Annotated in this window: 23 protein-coding genes; 15 read left to right on the top strand and 8 right to left on the bottom strand. The window is 43.4% G+C overall.

Translation table 11 applies throughout. The features are described 5' to 3' along the window. The first annotated feature begins 232 nt into the window (after positions 1 to 232). Both LQZ07_RS08940 and LQZ07_RS08935 read left to right on the top strand, forming a co-directional pair. Positions 233 to 1,231, top strand: coding sequence for an oxidoreductase family protein (locus LQZ07_RS08940; protein WP_152779511.1), 999 nt, complete (start codon positions 233 to 235; stop codon positions 1,229 to 1,231). Next, the gene (locus LQZ07_RS08935; protein WP_152779513.1) at positions 1,224 to 2,186 is read left to right on the top strand and encodes a 3'(2'),5'-bisphosphate nucleotidase CysQ; all 963 of its coding nucleotides are present in this window, start codon (positions 1,224 to 1,226) and stop codon (positions 2,184 to 2,186) included. Before LQZ07_RS08940 ends, LQZ07_RS08935 begins: the two co-directional genes overlap by 8 nt. Before the next feature lie 25 nt (positions 2,187 to 2,211). Here LQZ07_RS08935 and LQZ07_RS08930 read toward each other — a convergent pair whose 3' ends face one another. Next, on the bottom strand, positions 2,212 to 2,658 hold the full coding sequence (locus LQZ07_RS08930) for a PaaI family thioesterase (RefSeq protein WP_152779515.1): 447 nt from the start codon (positions 2,656 to 2,658) through the stop codon (positions 2,212 to 2,214). Between the two features lie 121 nt (positions 2,659 to 2,779). On the opposite strand from LQZ07_RS08930, the gene LQZ07_RS08925 reads away from it, so the two are divergent. From LQZ07_RS08925 to LQZ07_RS08905, 6 genes are all read left to right on the top strand, one after another. Then, complete coding sequence (locus LQZ07_RS08925; RefSeq protein ID WP_152779517.1) at positions 2,780 to 3,070, top strand: DUF134 domain-containing protein; 291 nt, start codon at positions 2,780 to 2,782, stop codon at positions 3,068 to 3,070. After that, a complete protein-coding gene (locus LQZ07_RS08920) occupies positions 3,067 to 3,507 on the top strand; it encodes a NifB/NifX family molybdenum-iron cluster-binding protein (RefSeq protein ID WP_152779519.1) in 441 nt (146 codons plus the stop codon). The genes LQZ07_RS08925 and LQZ07_RS08920 overlap by 4 nt, the downstream gene beginning before the upstream one ends. A 148-nt stretch (positions 3,508 to 3,655) precedes the next feature. Continuing rightward, a complete protein-coding gene (locus LQZ07_RS08915) occupies positions 3,656 to 4,231 on the top strand; it encodes a YdeI family protein (RefSeq protein WP_152779521.1) in 576 nt (191 codons plus the stop codon). A 49-nt stretch (positions 4,232 to 4,280) separates the two neighbouring features. Beyond that, the gene (locus LQZ07_RS24670; RefSeq protein WP_368666383.1) at positions 4,281 to 4,781 is read left to right on the top strand and encodes a DUF6653 family protein; all 501 of its coding nucleotides are present in this window, start codon (positions 4,281 to 4,283) and stop codon (positions 4,779 to 4,781) included. A 17-nt stretch (positions 4,782 to 4,798) separates the two neighbouring features. Beyond that, positions 4,799 to 5,152, top strand: coding sequence for a VOC family protein (locus tag LQZ07_RS08910; RefSeq protein WP_152779523.1), 354 nt, complete (start codon positions 4,799 to 4,801; stop codon positions 5,150 to 5,152). A gap of 155 nt (positions 5,153 to 5,307) precedes the next feature. Further along, positions 5,308 to 6,072 (top strand): arginase family protein, encoded by a 765-nt coding sequence (locus LQZ07_RS08905; RefSeq protein ID WP_256471412.1) that lies wholly within the window; start codon positions 5,308 to 5,310, stop codon positions 6,070 to 6,072. Positions 6,073 to 6,122: 50 nt separating this feature from the next. On the opposite strand, the gene LQZ07_RS08900 is transcribed toward LQZ07_RS08905, so the two are convergent. The 6 genes from LQZ07_RS08900 to LQZ07_RS08875 all read right to left on the bottom strand — a co-directional run bounded on the left by LQZ07_RS08900 (position 6,123) and on the right by LQZ07_RS08875 (position 12,689). Continuing rightward, complete coding sequence (locus LQZ07_RS08900; RefSeq protein ID WP_152779526.1) at positions 6,123 to 6,815, bottom strand: alpha/beta hydrolase; 693 nt, start codon at positions 6,813 to 6,815, stop codon at positions 6,123 to 6,125. Between the two features lie 326 nt (positions 6,816 to 7,141). Beyond that, positions 7,142 to 8,131 carry a murein tripeptide/oligopeptide ABC transporter ATP binding protein OppF gene (gene oppF, locus LQZ07_RS08895; protein ID WP_152779528.1) on the bottom strand — a complete coding sequence of 330 codons (990 nt, stop codon included), beginning with the start codon at positions 8,129 to 8,131 and terminating at the stop codon, positions 7,142 to 7,144. Between the two features lies 1 nt (position 8,132). Beyond that, positions 8,133 to 9,107, bottom strand: coding sequence for an oligopeptide ABC transporter ATP-binding protein OppD (gene oppD, locus LQZ07_RS08890; protein WP_016402740.1), 975 nt, complete (start codon positions 9,105 to 9,107; stop codon positions 8,133 to 8,135). A 15-nt stretch (positions 9,108 to 9,122) separates the two neighbouring features. After that, positions 9,123 to 10,031: an oligopeptide ABC transporter permease OppC gene (gene oppC, locus LQZ07_RS08885; RefSeq protein WP_016402739.1), complete on the bottom strand. Its 909-nt coding sequence runs from the start codon at positions 10,029 to 10,031 to the stop codon at positions 9,123 to 9,125. A gap of 9 nt (positions 10,032 to 10,040) precedes the next feature. Then, positions 10,041 to 10,961, bottom strand: a complete 921-nt coding sequence (gene oppB, locus LQZ07_RS08880) for an oligopeptide ABC transporter permease OppB (protein WP_016402738.1) — start codon at positions 10,959 to 10,961, stop codon at positions 10,041 to 10,043. 99 nt (positions 10,962 to 11,060) lie between these two features. Next, positions 11,061 to 12,689, bottom strand: a complete 1,629-nt coding sequence (locus LQZ07_RS08875; protein ID WP_152779530.1) for an ABC transporter substrate-binding protein — start codon at positions 12,687 to 12,689, stop codon at positions 11,061 to 11,063. Positions 12,690 to 13,257: 568 nt separating this feature from the next. Between LQZ07_RS08875 and adhE the strand changes: the two genes are divergently transcribed. Continuing rightward, entirely contained in the window at positions 13,258 to 15,930 is a 2,673-nt protein-coding gene (gene adhE / locus LQZ07_RS08870) for a bifunctional acetaldehyde-CoA/alcohol dehydrogenase (RefSeq protein ID WP_016402736.1), read from the top strand. Between the two features lie 122 nt (positions 15,931 to 16,052). Continuing rightward, positions 16,053 to 16,805 carry a DUF3108 domain-containing protein gene (locus LQZ07_RS08865; RefSeq protein ID WP_194164050.1) on the top strand — a complete coding sequence of 251 codons (753 nt, stop codon included), beginning with the start codon at positions 16,053 to 16,055 and terminating at the stop codon, positions 16,803 to 16,805. Positions 16,806 to 16,873: 68 nt separating this feature from the next. Here LQZ07_RS08865 and LQZ07_RS08860 read toward each other — a convergent pair whose 3' ends face one another. Beyond that, a complete protein-coding gene (locus LQZ07_RS08860; protein WP_249483609.1) occupies positions 16,874 to 17,824 on the bottom strand; it encodes a LysR substrate-binding domain-containing protein in 951 nt (316 codons plus the stop codon). A gap of 97 nt (positions 17,825 to 17,921) precedes the next feature. On the opposite strand from LQZ07_RS08860, the gene LQZ07_RS08855 reads away from it, so the two are divergent. The 5 genes from LQZ07_RS08855 to LQZ07_RS08835 all read left to right on the top strand — a co-directional run bounded on the left by LQZ07_RS08855 (position 17,922) and on the right by LQZ07_RS08835 (position 21,163). Further along, positions 17,922 to 18,140 carry a DUF1127 domain-containing protein gene (locus LQZ07_RS08855; RefSeq protein ID WP_152779533.1) on the top strand — a complete coding sequence of 73 codons (219 nt, stop codon included), beginning with the start codon at positions 17,922 to 17,924 and terminating at the stop codon, positions 18,138 to 18,140. Positions 18,141 to 18,513: 373 nt separating this feature from the next. Further along, complete coding sequence (locus LQZ07_RS08850; protein ID WP_152779535.1) at positions 18,514 to 19,182, top strand: PilZ domain-containing protein; 669 nt, start codon at positions 18,514 to 18,516, stop codon at positions 19,180 to 19,182. After that, positions 19,179 to 20,012 (top strand): SDR family oxidoreductase, encoded by an 834-nt coding sequence (locus tag LQZ07_RS08845; protein WP_152779538.1) that lies wholly within the window; start codon positions 19,179 to 19,181, stop codon positions 20,010 to 20,012. Before LQZ07_RS08850 ends, LQZ07_RS08845 begins: the two co-directional genes overlap by 4 nt. Positions 20,013 to 20,075: 63 nt before the next feature. Further along, complete coding sequence (locus LQZ07_RS08840) at positions 20,076 to 20,951, top strand: TraB/GumN family protein (protein WP_152779540.1); 876 nt, start codon at positions 20,076 to 20,078, stop codon at positions 20,949 to 20,951. Positions 20,952 to 21,019: 68 nt separating this feature from the next. Then, positions 21,020 to 21,163 carry a DUF3149 domain-containing protein gene (locus tag LQZ07_RS08835; protein ID WP_152779542.1) on the top strand — a complete coding sequence of 48 codons (144 nt, stop codon included), beginning with the start codon at positions 21,020 to 21,022 and terminating at the stop codon, positions 21,161 to 21,163. Positions 21,164 to 21,176 lie beyond the last annotated feature (13 nt).

The following is a 21,176-nucleotide window of genomic DNA, read 5'->3' as shown; positions in this document are numbered from 1 at the left end:
ACTAATTTATTTGCCTAGATTTCGATGCCAAGATGGTCACATAAAATGGCTGGAAAATTGTTAATAAACAGGGATAAGGCAAAATCTGATAAGTTGGTCAATATTCTTATACTATAAATACCTACAAAGCGGAATTAGGCAAGATTATCTCGTTCAAAAACCTTAGTGAAAAACTCGATACGTCAACTCGCTTGTCGTACCATGACCATTCATACCAAACAGCACTATTTTAATGTCTTTATCTGAACGACAACAAGCAAAACTTAAGCAACTAAATCAAGCTGGCAGCATTGCTGAGGTAACAACTATTCAATCCCTCTGGGGAGGCTATGGCGAACTACTTAGAGTAAAGTTTAAGCATGGTATTCGCCCAAGCTTGGTAGTGAAAAACATCGCTTTTCCAGAGCAAACGAAACATCCGCGAGGATGGAATACCGCTCTCTCACACCAACGTAAAGTTCACTCGTACCAAGTTGAGTTGGCATGGTACCAACAGTTTGCCCAAGATTGTGACCAGCACAGTTATATGCCCCAACTTATCGATTCAAGCCAGCATGATGACCAGCAAAGCATCGTATTAGAAGACCTACATGCTTTGGGTTACAGCGAAATAAGGCAACAAGTAGGCTTCAAGCAAGCTTTAGTTTGTATCCGATGGTTAGCCTATTTTCATGCCCGTTTTATGCAACGCTCAGCCTCTTCACTTTGGCCTCAAGGCGGCTATTGGCACTTAGCGACTCGCCCCGACGAACTCGCCGCTATGGCCGAGTCACCCCTTAAACAAGCAGCATCGGCAATAGACCAACATCTGCAATCAAGCGATTACTTTTGCCTTATTCATGGCGATGCTAAGCTTGCTAACTTTTGCTTTAATCAAACACTTAGCCAAGTTGCAGCAGTAGATTTTCAGTACGTTGGCAAAGGTTGTGGTATCCAAGATTTGGCCCTGTTTGTAGGTAGTTGCCTCAGTGAACAACAGTGCTTTGAGCAACAACAAAACATTCTTGACTACTACTTCGAAATGCTACAACAAGCCCTTGAACACTATGCTGTTCCTGAAGTTAACTTTACAGAGCTGGAGCAACAATGGCGAGATTTGTATCCTTTTGCTTGGGCCGACTTTGAACGTTTTCTCGAAGGCTGGAGCCCAGGTCACTGGAAGCTAAATAGTTACAGCCAACAACAAACCCAATTGGCTCTCCAAATTTTGGCAGAAAATAGCAATGACTAAGTCTAAGATAAATTGTCACTTTAGTTCAGCTCAACTGCAACAGTTTGTAGGACTTGCAATAACTGCCGCCAAACAAGCTGGCGAATACATTGCCGCTTACCCAAGAGATAAACTAGAGGTAGAACATAAATCCCAAGATTTGAGTTTAAGCGCGCAAGTGGTTACCGAAGTAGACCGACATTGTGAAAGGATAATTTTAAACACGCTTAAGCCAATCACTCAGTTGCATCAACTAGCCACTCTAGCCGAAGAGAACACCGAAGGCTTCGATTTAACGCAACACCCGCGGTTTAACAGTGAAGCTTTTTGGGCAATCGACCCCTTAGATGGCACCTTGCCCTTTATCGAAGGAGGCGATGGTTACGCGGTATCAATTGCTTTAGTGAATAAAGCCGGTCAAGCACTTTTGGGTGTATGTTACCTTCCCTTTAGTAACACGCTCTACCACAGCTACTTTAACCCTGACTCCCAACAACACCACAGTTTTAAGCAACAGCTTGCGTTTGAGCAAAGAACACCAAGCAATATATGCGACTTAAGCTCCACTTCGCTAACATTTTATTGTGATAGAAGCAGCCTTAAATTGCCTTACTTTGAGCAACTTAAGGCGCAATTACAACAGCTTGCCAAACACTTAGGTTATTCTGAACTGCTAATTAACAGTATTGCTGGAGCCGTAGTAAACGCTTGCTCAGTAATTGATGAATCAAACGCCTTTTATTTGAAACTCGCCAAACGAACACAAGGTGGCGGCAGCATTTGGGATTTCGCCGCCAGCTCATGCATTGCCCAAGGCTGCAATGCTTGGGTGAGCGACAGCAACGGCCGAGCCTTAAAGCTAAATAACTCAACTAGCAGCTTTATGAATCAAAAAGGCGTGTTGTATGCCAGCAATGCCACCTTAGCCAAGCAGATTTTAGCCCTTAAACTCAACCAGCAATTTAGTGATGCATAATCAGCTGTTAATGGTAGATCCCTCTTCAACAATCACTTGAAAGGAATGAACTCGATGCACTAGCGTTGGCTCGCATAAACTTTGCCTTCGCTGAGGCATAAATGCTTTGTTCGCAATACAGTTTACTAGATAGCGTAAACACCCCTCTTATACTGCTATCTATATCTGCGCTCAGTAGGACTTCGTGATTAACCGGAACTGGTTTAGCAAACCGAATATGTAAATCAGCAGTCATTGCTTCCACCCCCTCGGCGAATAAACGATGTGTCATTGCGGCATCGAGCAGAGTAGAAATAATACCGCCATGCAACACCCCGCTATATCCCTGATAAAGCCTATCTAAACTAACTGCTGCTTCTACACCCCCGGCTTTGCTGCGAATAAAGCGTAAATTTAAAGCTGTAACAAAAGAGTCACTCGTTCCACAGGCAAAACAGTGCTTATGTGAATAAGGAATAGCAATGTCCATCATCAATTCTCAAGTGTAAAAACCTGTTTATTTATAGCATATGCCAAAAATAAACATCAATAAATTATTGGCATATGCTAATAATTTATCTATAGTGAAAATGAACTTAAGCTTAGGAGATAACATGGCCAGACCCAAAAAATGCCGCCACATTTGCGGGCGACCAGCACATAACTGCTTTAAACCCAATGGCGTACCTATGAGTCGTTTAAGTCAGCTAGAAATTCTACCGGAAGAGTTTGAAGCCCTACGACTTGCCGACCAACTCAAGATGAGCCAATTAGAAGCAGCCACAGAAATGGGCGTTTCCCGACAAACCTTTGGCAATATAATTAGCCAAGCACGCTTTAAAATAGCGACATGTTTGGTAGAAGGAAAAGCCCTTGTTTTTGCCGATGAGGAATCTGAACTATGATTTATGCCGTTCCAAATAACCAAGGCCAAGTAGCTAACCACTTTATGAAAGCACCAAGCTTTAGCGTTTTTAGCGATACCGAGTTACTCGATGAAATTACTCACCAAGCTAACCATGAGCTATCATGCAACAGCAAAATAGCCATCTTTGAACAGCTATGCCAGCTAAACGTAGACGCTGTTATTGTTAAAAATATTGGAGAGAAAGCTTTAAATAGATTGCTTGCGATGGGGATTAAAGTGTTTAAAACCAACGCTCGCGTGACGTTGAATACCGTAAGCCAAAGCCCAATGATAGAACTTAAATCGCTAGAGCTTGCTCGCCCTTCCCTACAACATACAAAAAAGCATAGCCATAAAGCGTGCTGTAAAAACTCTATAAAGCAAAAACGTAACAACAATTGCTGTTCAGAAAAACAAAAATTCCAACACAGCTAATTGCAATAGCTTGCTTACAAAAACACGCTATTTAGGCAATTACCTTATGCTACATTGATTGTTTTGTTGCTATAAAAGTCACGTGAGTGTAATTTGGGTACTGCACAAATTGCACTAACGATCATGTCGTTTAAGAGAGCCAGCCAACATGCCTAAACCAGATTTAAGCAAAGTTATCACCTTTACAACGCCACAAGAGCTTGGTCGTTGGCTCAAAATTAATCACGCAACCCAAACTGAACTGTGGATAAAAATATTCAAGAAGAAAACAAACCTAGCAAGCGTAACTTGGGATGAAGTAGTAATTGAAGCTCTTTGCTGGGGTTGGATTGACGGAGTAAAAAAGTCGATTGACGAGCATGCATATTTACAGCGAATTTCTCCCAGAAAACCCCGTAGCACTTGGTCGAAAAGAAACAGAAAACACGTAGAGCGGTTAATAAACGAGGGTCGAATGACCAAACCCGGCCTATTGCAAGTAGAGGCAGCCAAAGCTGACGGAAGGTGGGAGAATGCCTACGCGGTAAGTGAAATGGAAGTCCCCGCAGACTTTTTAACGGCATTAGCGCTAAAACCACAGGCACAACAGTTTTATGAATCACTTACTAAATCGAGTCGCTATGTTATAGCTCACGGCCTACTTAGTGCTAAAAGGCCCGAAACCAGACAAAAGCGCTTTACCAAATACTTAGACATGCTTGCCGATAACATAAAGCCAATTTAAGTAATAATAAGATGTTTATGTAACGCTGAAGCATTAACCGGGGTCTTACTTGAAACTAGATAAAGCCTTATCCAAACTGTTCCTTCCCAAAGACGAGAGTTGGCTAAAACATGCGAACCCTTGGTCTGTGTGGACAAGATTTGCCACATTGCCATTTATTGTATTAGGCATTTGGTCACGAGTTTGGATCGGCTGGTACTGCCTTGTCCCTATTTCGATACTTATTTTTTGGCTTTGGATAAACCCAACTTTGTTTTCTAAACCAAAGGATTACAGTAGCTGGGCAGCCAAAGCTGTGTTGGGTGAGCGCATATTAATCAACCGTAAATCTAAGCCCATTCCAGATTCTCACGCAACAGCTATAAACATACTAAACATCCTGCAAGGGCTCAGTTGTTTAGTCCTTATCTATGGCTTGTGGTGCTTAAATATAAGCGTTACATTGCAAGGGGTTGTCTATATCTACCTCACTAAAATGTGGTTTTTAGATCGTATGGTGTGGCTATATGAATCAAGCCATTTAAACCAACAAAATGATTCTAAGAGTTAACACTCGGAGAGCAGAAAATGAAAGTGAGTACCTTGCGGATCCCTTGCCGATGCCTTATAGAATCAGAAAAATTCTATACAGAAAAACTCGGGCTAACCAAAGTGTTTGGAGCGGTATCAGAAGGCTACATTGGGTTCCAGCTAGATAATGCTCAACTATTGCTAGAGCTCGAAGAAAAAGGTGAATTTGAAAGTGCTAGATTTTTAGGATTCAGTATTGAAGTATCCAACATTCTTCAACTTTACAACACATTAACCGAACGCGGTGTTGTATTTACCGGCCCCCCAGAAAAGCAATGTTGGGGTGGATTGATGACTCACATTATTGATTGTAATGAGAATACATTTTCATTTATACAAGGCAGTTCATGAGCAGATGCTTCGATATAATTGGTGCGCCTTTTAATCAACTGGGCTACGTCACCACCAAACAAAATACGGTGGACGGGCTTCGATGCTTAAATCAGCAGACTTGGGTTGGATTAAGCGAATGGATAAGCGTTAGAAACACCCGCTGGAATTGAGATATCCAAGATCTTGGTGATGTAGCAGTATCGGCAGAAGTATTGTCTTTAATCGCTGCAGGTAAGAAAGAAGCCGCTTTATCAGCCTATAGTGCTGAGTTGAAAACCAAACTGCTGGCCAGTTATAGCGCTGGACGCACACCCATCGCTATAGGCGGCGACCACTCGATCGCAGTAGGTACGCTGCAAGCAACAATGGAGTATTATCAAAAACAGCAAGGCAAGAAGGTGGCTGTGATTTGGGTTGATGCCCATGCCGATTGTAATAATAGCCTTGCCAGTAATTTGCATGACAAACCATTAGCCATGTTAATGGATAAATATCCGCACAATGGTTGGTCAATTAACCCCGAGATTGCAATAAAGCCAGAAGACGTTTTTTATGTAGCGATACGAGACTTAATGCCAAATGAGCACCGGCTTATCAATGACCATCGGATCACCAATTATGATATGGCGAGTATTGACCGCCTAGGCATTAACACAGTTTTAAAGAAACTAAGCTCACACATCGAAAGCCATTATGATCACCTCTATTTATCTTTTGACTACGATGCCTTAGAGGGAAGTACTTTTAGAGCCTGCGCTACTCCAAATGTAGGGGGTTTAAGCGCTAGAGAAGCCATTCACCTTGTTCATACTCTAGCTTCCAGCAGTAAATTTATTGGCGCTGATTTTGTCGAGTATTTACCAGAACTTGATCATGATGGCGTTTCTAAAGAACTGATGATCAAACTAATTGATGCATGCTGGGGCTTTAGAACTTAAAACTTACTTGGTGTTTAATATCTACCAGTCAGAACTTAGCTTCTACGACACTAATGTTCGAATTCTCCCGTTTTTAGGAAGCGCTTTACTTGGCTTATAACTTCATCATTACGCATCATAAATGTATGCGTGACAGGTAAAACCACGTGGTCAGTCATACCCGCTACTTTAGTTCGTTCAACGGACACCTTTCCATCATCGGGGTTGGGCAACATTTGTGACAGCAACGGATTGAAAGTGGAACTCCCCGCAATAATGCCAACCGGATAAGTGACAGGTCCAAGCGAATTAGGAACACTATCTTCCTCGGTGCCAAGCTGCGAGCCGGCGGGACCATTTATAAACTCAAATCCCGGGACATGCTTTAGCGCATCGACTACCTCACTACCCTGGTTAGGAGGACCCAACATTACAACCCGGCCAAGTGGTATTATGCTGTTTTCACTTAAATATTTTCGCAGCACAATACCGCCTAGCGAATGAGTGACAAAATGTACCACCTTTGCATTACCACAATCCGCTATTGCTTGAGGTACATGTTTCGAGGCTATGTCTTCTATTTCTAAGCTAGTTGATGGGTAACCATAATTTGAAACTTTGTATCCGTCACTTTTAAGTTGTTTGGACATTTTTTCCATAGAGTCTTCTGAACGTGCCATTCCATGTAGCAATACAACACATTCCTTAGCTATGGCTGAGTTAGCTGACAACGAGAGTAACAGCACAACAATAAACTTCCCCATAACTCAAACCTTATCTAGTTATTTGGTAATGGTCACTTAACAGTGCTGTGCAGCTCTTAAGGCCAAATGCTTGGGAAATCATACCCTAACAAAACCAATCATAATAACAACTAACTCAACAAAGTAAGCTTATCCAATGACTGCTTCTTTGAGTACTTCAGCGTAACCAGCGGTGTAAAGAAGTAATATAGTTAACATTCACCCAGCACTTATTATGGAAATCATGGCAGTAAGCTTATTGGTAGCACATTTCGATATAGAGTAAGGCCGAGAACTACTACAAAAAAGCCAGGTTTTAACCTGGCTTTTTAACCACATCAATACTGCTACACTGAGGTGTGTAAACAGCTTACCGAGTGCTCATCCCCCCCCACTAAAGCGGGTTTAGTTTTAGCACATTGCTCGGTGGCTATGGGGCAACGTGTGCGAAATACGCAACCCGAAGGTGGACTAATTGGCGAAGGTAAATCGCCCTCTAGCAGTTCAATGGTTTTGCCGCGCTCTAAATCCGGATCGGGAATAGGCACTGCCGACATCAACGCTTTGGTATAAGGGTGCGTGGGTTTATCAAACAGGGCCTTAGCCGTGCCTAATTCAACCGAGTTACCCAAGTACATTACCAATACACGATCGGAGATGTGCTTCACTACCGAAAGATCGTGAGCGATGAAAATAAGGCTTAAGCCCATTTCTGCTTGCAGCTCTTTAAGCAGATTAACTACCTGCGCCTGAATCGATACGTCGAGCGCCGATACAGGTTCATCACAAATGATCATCTTCGGCTCTAGAATTAACGCTCGGGCAATACCAATACGCTGACACTGCCCGCCCGAGAATTCATGCGGATAACGGTTAATTACGTTTGGTAACAAGCCCACCCGCATCATCATTTTTTGCACTTTTTGTTTTACTTCAGCCCTGCTGAGGTTTGGGTAAAAAGTACGCAATGGCTCGGCAATAATATCGCCAACCGTCATTCTTGGGTTTAGTGATGCTAGCGGGTCTTGGAAGATCATTTGAATCTCTTTGCGTTTTTCGCGCAGATTCTTTTGTTCGAGCTCGGTTAAGTCTTGGCCTAACCACACTACCTTGCCTGCTTCGGCTGGCACCAAACCAATCACCGCACGGGCGAAGGTAGACTTACCACAGCCCGATTCACCGACTACCCCCAAGGTTTCCCCTTGGTAAAGCTTAAGCGACACGCCGTCTACCGCTTTTAAGGTGGCAGCAGGTGTCCAAGGCAGGGCTTTGGCATTTTTAATTTTGAAATAGACTTTTAAATCCACTACATCTAGCAATAAGGCTTTATCACTCATCCTATTGGCCTCCGCTTAAGTGGAAATCATTGTGGCAAGCACGCTGACGCTGATTAGCAAAAGTGCTTAGCTCAGGGCTTTGCTGGCGACAGTGATCGCTCACTCTATGGCAACGTTCTTGGAACGGGCAGCCCTGTGGAAGCTTAAGTAAGTTAGGTGGATTACCCGGAATAGTCGGCAATATTTCACCTTCGGTATCCAAGCGTGGGATCGCTTTTAACAAACCTTCGGTATACGGATGACTAGGTTGATAAAACACTTCTTTAGCCGTGCCATATTCCATGGTGCGGCCAGCGTACATAACCAATACTTTGTCACAGATACCGGCAACTACACCTAGATCGTGAGTAATCATAATAATTGCCGTATTAAACTCACTCTTCAGTTCGTTTAACAGTGTCATTATTTGCGCTTGAACCGTTACATCTAAGGCCGTAGTTGGCTCATCGGCAATTAGCAGCTGTGGTTTACACAGCAAAGCCATAGCAATCATTACTCGCTGACGCATACCACCCGAGAACTCATGGGGGTACATCGCCATACGTTTTTCTGCTTCCGGCATTTTAACTGCGTCAAGCATACGAACGGCTTCTACGTGGGCTTCACGATTACTCATGCCCTTATGCAAGCGAAGCACCTCTTTTAGCTGCTCACCCACTTTCATGTAAGGGTTTAGCGAGGTCATCGGATCTTGGAAAATCATCGAGATTTTCTCGGCGCGGATGGCGTTTAACTGTTGCTCTGGCAAGTTAAGAACTTGCTGGCCGTTAAACAAAGCTTCGCCGCTAATAGTACCGTTTTTTGCCAGTAAGCCCATTAAGGCAAAAGCGGTTTGGCTTTTACCTGAACCTGACTCACCAACAATACCCAAGGTTTGCCCTGCTTCCAGTGAAAAAGTTAAATCGTTCACTGCGGTTACGCTGCCTTCGGGGGTAGAAAACTCTACACGAAGGTCTTTTACATTTAATAAACTCATTACTCTGCCCCTGCCTTAGCGATCTTTTGGATCTAAGGCATCACGTAAACCGTCGCCTACATAGTTAAAACTAAACAGCGTGACCACCATAAATGCAGCTGGATATAATAGCTGCCAAATGGCAATTTCCATGGTTTGCGAGCCGTCTTGCAACAAAGCTCCCCACGAGGTCATTGGCTCTTGTACACCCAAACCTAAGAAGCTTAAAAACGATTCAGTAAGAATCATTTGTGGTACTAGCAGCGTGGCATATACCGCAACAATGCCTAATACATTAGGCACAATGTGGCGGGTGATAATTTTCCATTTGGATACACCACACACTTCGGCAGCTTCAATAAACTCTTTGTTTTTAAGACTTAAGGTTTGGCCACGAACAATACGCGCCATGTCTAACCAAGACACTGCGCCAATGGCAACAAACACCAAGAAAATATTGCGGCCAAAAAAGGTCACCAGCAAAATTACAAAGAACATGAATGGAATGCCGTAGAGGATCTCTAGCAAACGCATCATTACTCGGTCTACGGTGCCACCTAAAAAGCCCGAAGTAGCGCCATAAAGGGTACCAATAAGTACCGCGACAAAAGCGCCCATCACACCTACCAACAACGAGATTTGTCCGCCCAATAAGGTACGAACAAACATATCTCGACCTAAAGAGTCGGTACCAAAGTAATGACCACTTTCAATAGATGGCCCATGGTGCATGGCTCCCCAGTCGGTATCGTCAAAGGCAAACTCACTAAGGTGAGAGCCAAACATCACTAACAAAGTGATGAATACCAATATGCCTAAACTTACCATGGCAGCGCGGTTACGCATGAAACGCATACGCGCATCTTGCCACAAACTGCGGCCTTCAATTTCTAACTTATCTGCGAATTCACTAATAGCATCGCTGTTTTGTTTGTTATCTAACATTGCAGCCTCCTAGTAGCGAATTTTCGGATCGATGAAGGCATACAAGATGTCTACAATCGCGTTGAAAACAATGGTAAAGGTACCAATTAAAATGGTGAGACCTAATACTAAGGAGTAGTCTCGGTTAAGCGCTCCATTCACAAACAACTTACCAAAACCAGGCAAGCCAAAAATGGTCTCAATCACTACCGAGCCAGTAATAATGCCTACAAAAGCTGGGCCCATGTAAGACACTACTGGTAACAAAGCAGGGCGAAGCGCGTGGCGCACAATAATGTAACGATATGGCAAACCTTTGGCTTTGGCGGTGCGGATAAAGTTAGAGCTTAATACTTCAATCATGCTGCCGCGCATAATCCGCGCAAATGAGGCCACGTAAAGCAGTGACATGCCTAACATAGGTAGAATAATGTATTGCCACTGCCCCCCGTTCCACCCCCCTGCGGGTAACCATTGCAACTTAATCGCAAAGATATAAACCAAGGTGGGCGCAAGCACAAAGGAGGGCATCACCACCCCGGCCATTGCCGTGGACATAATGCTAAAGTCCATCCAGGTATTTTGTTTTAGTGCAGCCAGCGTGCCTACAGACACGCCCATCAACACTGTAAAGATAAAGGCAATAGAGCCAATTTTTGCTGACACCGGCAGGGCTTGCGCCACAAGTTCATTCACGGTGTAGTCTTTATATTTGAATGATGGCCCAAGATCGCCTTGTGCCAAATTGCCTAAGTAAGAGAAGTATTGCTCCAGTACCGGTTTATCCAAACCGTACTTAGCCTCGATATTGGCTAAGACTTCAGGCGGAAGTGAGCGCTCACCAGAGAATGGGCTTCCCGGGGCAAAACGCATCATAAAGAAGGTGATAGTAATCAATACCAATAGCGTAGGTATTGCTTCTAGCATTCGTTTTAAGATGAACTTAATCATTCGATTTTCCAGCTTATGTTTATTGCTGTAATTGAATTAGCGTAGCTAACAACAAAATAAGGCACCTTAAGCATAAGGTGCCTTACAAAAGACCATCAACTATTTGGCAATAATGTATAGATCTTTAGTGTAAATTTTGTCTTCGGCGTTGTTCATTGGGTAGCCACCAACTGTTGGCTTAACCAAACGCGCATTTACGTAGTGGTAGATTGGAGCAAGCGGCATGTCTTGAGCAAGTTGTGCCTCTGCTTGGCGGTAGTTATCGCCACGAACAGCATCATCAACCGCTGACATAGCTGCATTCATAAAGCCATCGTAAGCTGGGCTGTTGTAGAACTGGTCGTTGTTACCGTTATTGCTCTGCATTAACGAAAGGAAGGTTGACGCTTCGTTGTAATCACCACACCAGCCGGCACGGGTTACATCGTAGTTACCGTTACGACGGTTATCTAGGAAGGTTTTCCACTCTTGGTTCTCTAGGTTTACTTTAACACCAAGCGTTTTCTTCCACATAGAAGCTACAGCAATAGCGATCTTCTTGTGGTTTTCGCTAGTGTTGTATAACAGGGTAAACTCTAGTGGCTTGTCTTTACCGTAACCTACTTCGGCTAGTAGCTCAGCAGCTTTTGCATTACGCTCTTTTTGCGACCAAGTAGCGTAATCTGGCGTATCTACTTGTAGGCCAGCCACTTTTTGGTGTGCAAAGTTGTAAGCAGGCAGCTCACCTTTACCTACGATAAACTTAGCTACTGCGTCACGGTCAATGGCGTAAGACAAAGCTTTACGTACGCGAACATCATCAAATGGTGCTTTTTTGTTGTTAAAGCCGTAGTAGTAAGAACATAAGTAAGGCGTTACTTTTAACGAATCTGGCTGCTCTTTTTGCATGCGCTTAAAGTGCTCGTTAGCCATTTCGTAAGTCATATCAATTTCGCCCGCTAAGAAGCGGTTCATGTCAGTAACTTGGTTCTCGATTGGTAGGTAAGTCACTTTGTTGATAACGGTTTTGTCGTTATCCCAGTAGTTTTCGTTACGCTCCATAACGATTTTTTCATTCACTACCCATTCAGATACTTTGTAAGCACCGTTACCCACAAAGTTAGCTGGTAAAGTCCACTTATCACCGAACTTTTCAACAGTAGCTTTGTGCACTGGCTTCAGCGTAGTGTGCGACGTCATCGCAACAAAGTATGGTAGTGCTTGCTCTAGTTTAATTTCTAAGGTGTAGTCATCAAGCGCTTTAACTGCTAATTCAGAGGCGTCTTTCTTACCATTGATAATGTCTGCTGCATTTACCATGGTGGTCATTTCTAGGTACCACGAATAAGGCGCTGCGGTTTTTGGATCAACTGCGCGTTTGAAACTATATTCAAAATCGTGGGCGGTTAATGCATCGCCATTAGACCATTTTGCATCTTTGCGAAGGTGAAATACGAAGGTAAGGTTATCTTCAGTTTCCCAAGATTCTGCTACGCCAGGTACCAGGTTTCCGTCGCCATCTTGATTTACTAAACCTTCAAGTAGCTCACGAATCACATTAGATTCTGGCACGCCTTCGGTTTTGTGAGGGTCTAGGGAAGCAGGCTCGGTGCCGTTACCACGTACTAGTTCCTGTACTGGGGCAAGTTTAACGCCAGCAGGAACATCAGCAGCAAAAGAGGCAGTGGTGAAAGTACTTAGGATCGCAGCACTAACGAGGCTGGCAGCTAAAGTTTTAGCAGTTTTCATTTTCATCTCCATATTGACACATTTGGCTATAACTAGGCCGTTTGTGAAATTTCCATTCACTTTACATGAATATTAAATCAGTACAATATTCTAATAAAACGCACATCAACGCCAGATGCTACACCCGAATCAAAGAAACAACAAATAATAAGTTGCTTTTTATTAGTGAAGATTCCTGATTATTCTCAAGAATTATTGGGTTTTTATTGTTAATTCACTAGGTTAAGCTAGCATCTAAAAAATACGTCAAAACTTACTGTTAACGTAGATAAATTGAGAAGAAACTACAAATTTGATCGGAGTAGCAAAATTGGTAAAAAATTTACACTTTTTGCCTGAATACTGATTGATTCTGTAAAATTAGCCGAAAATATTTCGTGATTTTTTTACATTTGTAACTTAGCAACACATGATCTGGATCAAGTTGTACCACTAAAGGGCTACCTATAATTGCTGGTGAAAGTTAATTACTAAACCACTAGAACGGTGATTTACGGTCTATACTGAGGCGGATTGAACTATCAGTGTTGGTTTACTAATTAGTTTTAGTTTAAATGAGGAGAACAGGATGCCTGTAGGTAATATTGATGAGTTAAACGCAATGGTTGCTCGAGTGAAGGCGGCGCAAGCTGAATTCGCATCTTACAGCCAAGAACAAGTGGACAAGATTTTCCGCGCTGCGTCACTCGCTGCTTCTACAGCACGTATTGAACTAGCTCGTATGGCGGCTGAAGAGTCTGGCATGGGCATAATGGAAGATAAAGTGATCAAAAACCACTTCGCTTCTGAGTTCATCTACAACAAATACAAAGATACTCTAACTTGTGGCGTTATCGAACGTAACGACGAAGGCGGTACTATTACTATCGCTGAGCCAGTAGGTATTGTTTGTGCCATCGTACCAACCACTAACCCAACTTCTACCGCTATCTTTAAAGCGCTAATCAGCCTTAAAACGCGTAACGGTTGTATCTTCTCTCCACACCCACGTGCTAAAAACGCAACTAACTTTGCGGCTAAATTAGTACTTGATGCTGCTATCGCTGCTGGTGCGCCAAAAGACATTATTGGCTGGATTGATACTCCTTCTGTAGAACTATCTAACGCACTAATGAAGCACGAAGACATCGCGCTAATTCTTGCAACTGGTGGTCCAGGTATGGTTAAAGCTGCTTACTCATCTGGTAAGCCTGCAATTGGTGTTGGTGCTGGTAACACGCCAGTAGTAATTGACGAAACTGCAGACGTTAAACGTGCTGTTTCTTCTATTCTTATGTCTAAGACTTTTGATAACGGTGTTATCTGTGCTTCTGAGCAAGCAGCTATCATTGTTGAATCTAAGTACGACGAAGTAATTGCTCGTTTCGCTAAATACGGCGCAGCAGTACTAAGCAAAGCAGACGCAGATAAAGTACGTAAAGTACTTATGATTAACGGCGCGCTTAACGCTAAAATCGTTGGCCAACCAGCATACAAAATTGCTGAGCTAGCTGGCGTAACTGTACCAAAAGCAACTAAGATCTTAATCGGTGAAGGCCTAGAGGCATCTTACGATGACGAGTTCTCACACGAGAAACTATCTCCAACTCTAGGTGTTTACAAAGCGACAGACTTTGAAGACGCTGTTCGCCAAGCTGGTATCGTATTAGACATCGGTGGTGTTGGTCACACGTCTGTACTTTACACAGACCAAGACGCAAACGCTGACCGTATCGCTTACTTTGGCGACAAAATGAAGACTGCACGTATTCTTATCAATACGCCTTCTTCTCACGGTGGTATTGGTGACCTTTACAACTTCGAACTAGCACCTTCTCTAACGCTAGGTTGTGGTTCTTGGGGTGGTAACGCGATTTCTGAAAACGTGGGTCCAAAACACCTTATCAATAAGAAAATTGTTGCGAAGCGAGCTGAGAACATGTTGTGGCATAAACTACCTAAGTCAATCTACTTCCGTCGTGGTTCATTACCAATCGCAATGGACGACCTAGACGGCAAGAAACGTGCAATGGTTGTTACTGATAACTTCCTATTCAACAACGGTTACATCGACGACCTACGTGCCATCCTTAAAGAAAAAGGCATGGAAGTTGAAGTATTCCACGATGTAGAAGCAGATCCTACTCTGTCTATTGTGAAGAAAGGCGCTGAAGCTTGTCACAACTACCAGCCAGACGTAATTCTTGCTGTTGGTGGTGGTTCACCAATGGATGCTGCGAAGATCATGTGGGTAATGTACGAGCACCCAGAAACTGACTTCGAAGACTTATCAATGCGCTTTATGGACATCCGTAAACGTATTTACAAGTTCCCTAAAATGGGTTCAAAAGCTGAACTAGTATGTATTACTACTACTTCAGGTACTGGTTCAGAAGTAACTCCGTTTGCGGTTGTAACTGACGACACTACTGGTCAGAAATACCCACTAGCTGACTACGAACTAACGCCTAACATGGCTGTTGTTGATGCTAACCTAGTAATGGATATGCCTAAGTCACTATGTGCCTTCGGTGGTTACGATGCGGTTACTCACGCTATGGAAGCTTACGTTTCTGTACTAGCTAACGAATACTCAGACGGTCAAGCTCTGCAAGCACTTAAGATGCTTAAAGAATACTTACCAAGCTCTTACCAAAACGGTAAAGCTGACCCAGTAGCTCGTGAGAAAGTACACAATGCCGCTACTATCGCTGGTATCGCGTTTGCTAACTCTTTCTTAGGTGTGTGTCACTCAATGGCTCACAAACTAGGTGCAGAGTTCCACGTACCACACGGTTTGGCTAACGCATTGTTGCTAACTAACACAATTCGTTTCAACGCGACTAACACGCCAACTAAACAAACTGCGTTCTCTCAGTACGACCGTCCTAAGGCTCGTGCTCGTTACGCAGAAGTTGCTGAGCACTTAGGCTTCCGTGAAGGTAACACTGAAACTAAGCTTAACGCCCTTCTAACTTGGTTAGACGAGTTGAAAGTTGAATTGAACATTCCTCTATCTATTAAAGATGCAGGCGTGAACGAGGCTGACTTCCTAGCTAAAGTTGACGAACTAGCGGTAGACGCGTTTGATGACCAATGTACTGGTGCAAACCCACGTTACCCACTAATTGCTGAATTGAAACAAGTTCTACTTGATTCTTACTACGGTCGTCCATACACCGAAGCAGCAGATAGTGCAGAAGCTGAGTCTCAAAAAGCTAAAAAACCAGCTGCTAAAAAAGCGACTAAAGCAAAAGCTTAATCACTAAATAGCACTGAATACTAAGGCTCCTTTACGGAGCCTTTTTTTTATTTTCATTTTCGCGCTAAGCTTTGTCATACTATGGCGGCTATAATTAGTCGAAGATGTTTGGGGTTAATGTTATGTCGTATTCAAAAGCTATAGCACTTTCAGCTTTGTTAGTTGCCACCACCAGTATTGCAGAGGTACTGCCCTTTGAGGCCGAATACCGCGCAGATTTTAAAGGCATCCCCATTGCCAAAGGCTATCGCCAACTGATTGATTTGGGTAACGATACCTTTCAAATTAAAAGTATTGGTACAGCCCTCGCCGGCGGCCTGAAATACGACGATACATCTCGCTTTACCTATCACCAACAAGATGTAAAAACCTTAGGCTTTGTACTCAAACAAAGTAATCTATTTTCCACCACACGAGTTACCGGCCACCCAGATCGTAAAGGCGGTTTAATCGTTGATGTTGATGGTGAAAGGCACCATTTTGAAGCACCAGACAACGTGCACCAGTTAATGGATGCAGCAGGCTTCTCGGTACAATTACAAAACGACTTAAAGAAAGGCTTAAAAGATTTAGATTATCACTACAATGTGATTGATGAAGTGGATAACTACCGTTTCACCGTCGTCGCTGAAGAAACCGTAGAAACCATACTCGGTACTTTTGAAGCGCTAAAAGTGGAGCAGAAAAAACGAGAAGGCCGCAGCACCTGGTTGTGGTTGGCGCCTGAATTAGATTATCACTTGGTTAAAGCAGAAATTATCCGCAACGGTAAAAGCTGGGCCACCCTAGAGGCCACCCGCATTGATATTGTTGAACCAGAAAAACCAATGTTAGCCAAGCAAGCCGCTAACAACGAAGCAGAGCTAAGCAACTAACCCACCCTACGTTAGCAATTATAGAGCCTTGTTAATCACAAGGCTTGCTGCTGCAGATAGAGCTGTATTCAATTTTTTATTAGTGGCGCGTTAACAATTTTGCTTTTACTTCGCAGCACCTCCCCCTCTAGCCAAAACTGCTGAGCTTGCTGATTAATCCACTCACTAAATTGCTTAATTTTCTCTCGTTTAAAATAAGGCTTTGGTGCTACCAAGTAATACCGATAACGCGGTTTTACCTCTACGTCCCCCAACTTAACCAGTAAACCTTGTTGGATATACTTCCACGCCAAGCTGTGCCTTACTAAAGCGATACCTTGAACAGCTAGCGCGCCTTCAATTACCACATGAGCACCTTGATACAATAAATTGGCCTTAGGCACGCTGGAGTTAAAACCTGCTAGCTCTAACCAATACTGCCAATTCATATCAGGCCTCGCGTCATCAATCAGCGTGTGTTTACTCAAATCGTTTAAGCACACCTCTGGATGTTGCTCTAAATACAATGGATGACAAACAGGATAGAGATGATCATCCATTAGCTTAGCGGCATGTAAACCTGGGTAATCTCCCAAGCCATAACGCACACATAAATCGACCCTATCTTGGCGAAAATCTATCAAACTATTTTTTGGCATTAGCATTACCGATAGATTTGGGTGTAGTTGGCTAAACTCACCTAAACGAGGCACTAGCCAATGCTGGGCAAAAGACGGCAACACCGACAAAGACATGCTGTTTGGATCGGGATCGAGGCTTACTTGGCGTACGCCGTCCTGTAGGGTTCTAAATGCTTGTTTAGCGTAATGATGCAAGGTTTCACCCTCAGCGGTTAACACTACTCTACGATGCTGACGCTCAAACAGCTGCACATCAATTCTCTCTTCTAACTGACGGATCTGCTGGCTCATTGCTGCTGCACTTACAAATAGCTTTTCTGCAGCAGCTTTGAAGCTGCCCATTTCTGCAGCCACGTAGAAGTAATAAAGCCCTTGCAAGGGAGGCATTCGGTCACTCACTTAAGTTTTCCTTAACTAAGAGTCAATTTAAGTCGTTTGTCACTGACCTCCAATATAGCGTACTTTTTAACCGTCAGCAGCCCAAAGGAGTTTTGTTATGAACATTATTAGCCAAGCAAAGACAAGCCAACAACACCAAGCTTTAACATCACCTAAACTAAACTTAAGCAACATACTTAGTAAATTGGATATGCTATTGGCGCGCCGAAAAAGCCGTCGTGAATTAGCTAAGCTTCCCGACTATTTGCTAAAAGACATTGGGGTGAGTAGAGCAGATGCGTTACGAGAAGCCGAGAAATCATTTTGGCAGTCTTAGCGCCACTTAAACCGATCAATAGGGGTCTATTGCCAAAGCTTGACTAGCCCTAGCTTTAAATTGTTAGCGCGACTTGAAGTAAGCAATAGCCCCTATTCTAAGCTCGCTCTAACTATTCTTTTTGATGAAGAATAGCTTGCTTACTAACTACGCTAATAACCTTTCGAGCCTCTACTAATACTAAGGTGTTGATGTAGCTAAGCTTTATCTAGGCCTTTCAACTATTGACTTTGAAGCTAATAAAACTTGTTCACTCCAATGAATTTTCAAGATGTTTTTTTGACAATTAATCCGCTAGAATCTGCGCAACTGATCACACATCAAAGTGGTCGAACCTGAATGATCGCACAAACGGATTTGAAGTTTTACCCTTATGGATCAAGTACAGTTTCACAAAGTGCCGCCAAACTGCGGACTAAGCCTTAATATTACCACTCGCTTTAAAAAGGCAGCCGATTACAAAGGCTACTGGATAGGCGTAGACAAAAAGAGCTACATTATTTGCCGCCTTAATGGTGTCGATTCAAGCACTGGTATCAATCTTATTAGTGCAGGCTGCGAAGTAAATGCGCGCTTTCATTGGGACGGTAAACTCATCGCCTTCCGCTCAGAAATTGTGGCATTAATTAATGAGCCCGCTCGTTGGATGATTTTGCAATATCCACAAAACGTTATGTCTATGCCACTGCGTAAATATGACCGTTATGAGTGTTATCAGCCAGCAACCCTGCACCTTGATTCAAAACACGTGTTGCGTGGAGTGCTAAAAGATATCTCTGAACGTGGTTGTAAGTTTGTGCCAAGCGCCGCTAACAAGTTCAATATCAATGTATTAAAAGACAAAAACTTACAGCTACAAACCCGCTTTCCTAAGCGCGACGAGCCAGTAATTCTTACCTGCCAAATAAAAAATACCCCTAACGAGCGAAATGAATTTGCACTGGGCTGTCAATTTGTTCAAGATTACGAACTTGTTAATCAACAAATTGAATACCAACTTGTTGATAAGGCCTACGAAAAGAAAATACAGGGCATTGCTTGAGCAAACCAATCAACAGCATTTTAATCACCGGGTGTAGTAGTGGCATTGGGCTTTATTGCGCCAAAGAATTACAACAGCGCGGCTACAATGTTATCGCCTCTTGCCGTAAAGACGACGATGTGAAAACGCTACAAACAAGTGGTTTGCAATGTGTAACGCTTGATCTAGATAGCGAAAGCTCTATTGAGCAAGGCTGGCAACAAGCGCTAGCCTTGGCTAATGGTAAAATTGATGCTTTGTTTAATAATGGTGCCTATGGTCAACCTGGTGCGCTAGAGGATCTGCCCACTCAAGCGCTTCGCCAACAGTTCGAAACCAATCTATTTGGCTGGCATCACTTAAGCCGTTTAGCAGTAGCTCATATGTTACAGCAGCAACACGGGCGGATTATTCAAAACAGTTCGGTACTTGGCTTAGTGGCGATGAAGTATCGCGGAGCCTACAACGCCAGTAAGTTCGCCCTAGAAGGCTACACCGATACCCTACGTTTAGAATTAGCCAATACGCCGCTACATGTTTCGCTCATTGAACCAGGCCCTATTACCAGCATGTTTAGGCAAAATGCTAAAGCCGCCTTTGAACAAAATATTGATGCCAACAATACTCGCCACCAAAGCGCTTACCAGAAAACGCTAGAGCGCTTAGAGCAAGAGGGCCCAAGCAGAAAATTTACGCTACCCGCTAGCGCGGTGTATAAAGCCCTATTGCACGCACTTGAAAAACCAACACCTAAAGCGCGTTACTACGTTACCTTCCCTACCCACTTGTTTGCTTGGCTGCGTCGAATATTACCTGTTTCATTGCTCGATAATATCCTTAAAAAAGGCTGAAGCTGCTCGCCACTTAAGCGACTCATGCTAAAGTAGTTTTCTGTTCCTAAGCATGGATAAACTATGAAACCTTGGCTTAATCGCTTAAGTACTTTATTGCTGCTGTTCTCTAGCAGCCAAATAGCTGCAGAACCCTCTCTTTGGCTAGCCAGTAAAGACCAGCAACAGCTCTACTTGTTTGGCTCTATTCATCTAGGCAGCGAAGCATTTTATCCCTTACCTAAACCCTTTATTGATGCCTTTGAGCGCAGTGAGCGCCTAGTGATAGAAATGGACGTATCGTCTGTTTCCAGCAGCGACCAACAGCTATTGCAGCACGCTAGCCAATTGCCGAGCGGTGAGAAATTAGCTGACAAAATAAGTGCTGATTATTTAGACCAACTTAAGCAACGCAGCCAACAGCTTGGGATCTCACCTTCTATTTTCGATAACATGCAGCCCTGGTATGTAGCAGTGGTACTTAGCCAGTTGCAAATGCAAGCCTTAGGCTTTGAGCCTGAGTTAGGGCTTGATCTACATTTCATGCAGCGAGCGCAACAAAGCCAGCTGTCGATCCATCAGTTAGAAAGCTTTGCCGAGCAAATAGAAGCCTTAAGCAGCCTAGCCAGTATTCAAGTACCTTTATTAGAGCAAACCTTGGATGACTTTGAGCAAGTACCTAGCTTGTTCAATCAACTCGTAAGCCACTGGAATAATGGTGAGAACCAAAAGCTACTGGCTTTACTTAACGATGACCCAATGTTCCAACACGATGCCGAATACGTATTGGAAAAATTGCTATTTGAGCGCAACCACAAATGGATGCGACAACTTACCAACTTAAGCAATACCAGTTTTGTGGTAGTTGGTGCTATGCACTTATACGGAGAACAAGGTTTGCTCGATGAGCTAAAAAAACTGGGTTACTCAATCCGTGAAGTTGATCCGGCGACAAATTGACCAACATCAATTTGACCTTTCCTTGAGCAATTTATGCTAATTACTCCTACTTAAAAGGAGTATTAGCAATGGAACTTTGGTTAGACTTACTCTTTGGTAATAGCATTGGATTAATGTCGGTGACGGTGATTGCCACCACCATTGCTTTGATGGGATTTTATACATTTTATTTCTTGAAAAAAATCCGCCAAAGCGACCCTCAGCAAAAATAAGCTTACGCAGCGG

It is taken from the genome of Agarivorans sp. B2Z047 (assembly GCF_023373605.1).
Classification (GTDB): Bacteria; Pseudomonadota; Gammaproteobacteria; order Enterobacterales; family Celerinatantimonadaceae; genus Agarivorans; species Agarivorans albus.
Note: the sequence above shows the minus strand (reverse complement) of the source record. Positions and strands in the feature narration are given on the sequence as shown.

Bases quoted from the DNA above. Each gene is read 5' to 3' on its own strand.
- LQZ07_RS08910 (WP_152779523.1), top strand. From the start codon at position 4,799: ATGAAAGTGAGTACCTTGCGGATCCCTTGCCGATGCCTTATAGAATCA.
- LQZ07_RS08940 (WP_152779511.1), top strand. From the start codon at position 233: ATGTCTTTATCTGAACGACAACAAGCAAAACTTAAGCAACTAAATCAA.
- oppF (WP_152779528.1), bottom strand. From the start codon at position 8,131: ATGAGTGATAAAGCCTTATTGCTAGATGTAGTGGATTTAAAAGTCTAT.
- LQZ07_RS08835 (WP_152779542.1), top strand. From the start codon at position 21,020: ATGGAACTTTGGTTAGACTTACTCTTTGGTAATAGCATTGGATTAATG.
- LQZ07_RS08915 (WP_152779521.1), top strand. From the start codon at position 3,656: ATGCCTAAACCAGATTTAAGCAAAGTTATCACCTTTACAACGCCACAA.
- oppD (WP_016402740.1), bottom strand. From the start codon at position 9,107: ATGAGTTTATTAAATGTAAAAGACCTTCGTGTAGAGTTTTCTACCCCC.
- oppB (WP_016402738.1), bottom strand. From the start codon at position 10,961: ATGATTAAGTTCATCTTAAAACGAATGCTAGAAGCAATACCTACGCTA.
- LQZ07_RS08840 (WP_152779540.1), top strand. From the start codon at position 20,076: ATGAAACCTTGGCTTAATCGCTTAAGTACTTTATTGCTGCTGTTCTCT.
- LQZ07_RS08925 (WP_152779517.1), top strand. From the start codon at position 2,780: ATGGCCAGACCCAAAAAATGCCGCCACATTTGCGGGCGACCAGCACAT.
- LQZ07_RS08850 (WP_152779535.1), top strand. From the start codon at position 18,514: ATGGATCAAGTACAGTTTCACAAAGTGCCGCCAAACTGCGGACTAAGC.
- LQZ07_RS08930 (WP_152779515.1), bottom strand. From the start codon at position 2,658: ATGATGGACATTGCTATTCCTTATTCACATAAGCACTGTTTTGCCTGT.
- LQZ07_RS08900 (WP_152779526.1), bottom strand. From the start codon at position 6,815: ATGGGGAAGTTTATTGTTGTGCTGTTACTCTCGTTGTCAGCTAACTCA.
- oppC (WP_016402739.1), bottom strand. From the start codon at position 10,031: ATGTTAGATAACAAACAAAACAGCGATGCTATTAGTGAATTCGCAGAT.
- LQZ07_RS08875 (WP_152779530.1), bottom strand. From the start codon at position 12,689: ATGAAAACTGCTAAAACTTTAGCTGCCAGCCTCGTTAGTGCTGCGATC.
- LQZ07_RS08935 (WP_152779513.1), top strand. From the start codon at position 1,224: ATGACTAAGTCTAAGATAAATTGTCACTTTAGTTCAGCTCAACTGCAA.
- LQZ07_RS08865 (WP_194164050.1), top strand. From the start codon at position 16,053: ATGTCGTATTCAAAAGCTATAGCACTTTCAGCTTTGTTAGTTGCCACC.
- adhE (WP_016402736.1), top strand. From the start codon at position 13,258: ATGCCTGTAGGTAATATTGATGAGTTAAACGCAATGGTTGCTCGAGTG.
- LQZ07_RS08920 (WP_152779519.1), top strand. From the start codon at position 3,067: ATGATTTATGCCGTTCCAAATAACCAAGGCCAAGTAGCTAACCACTTT.
- LQZ07_RS08855 (WP_152779533.1), top strand. From the start codon at position 17,922: ATGAACATTATTAGCCAAGCAAAGACAAGCCAACAACACCAAGCTTTA.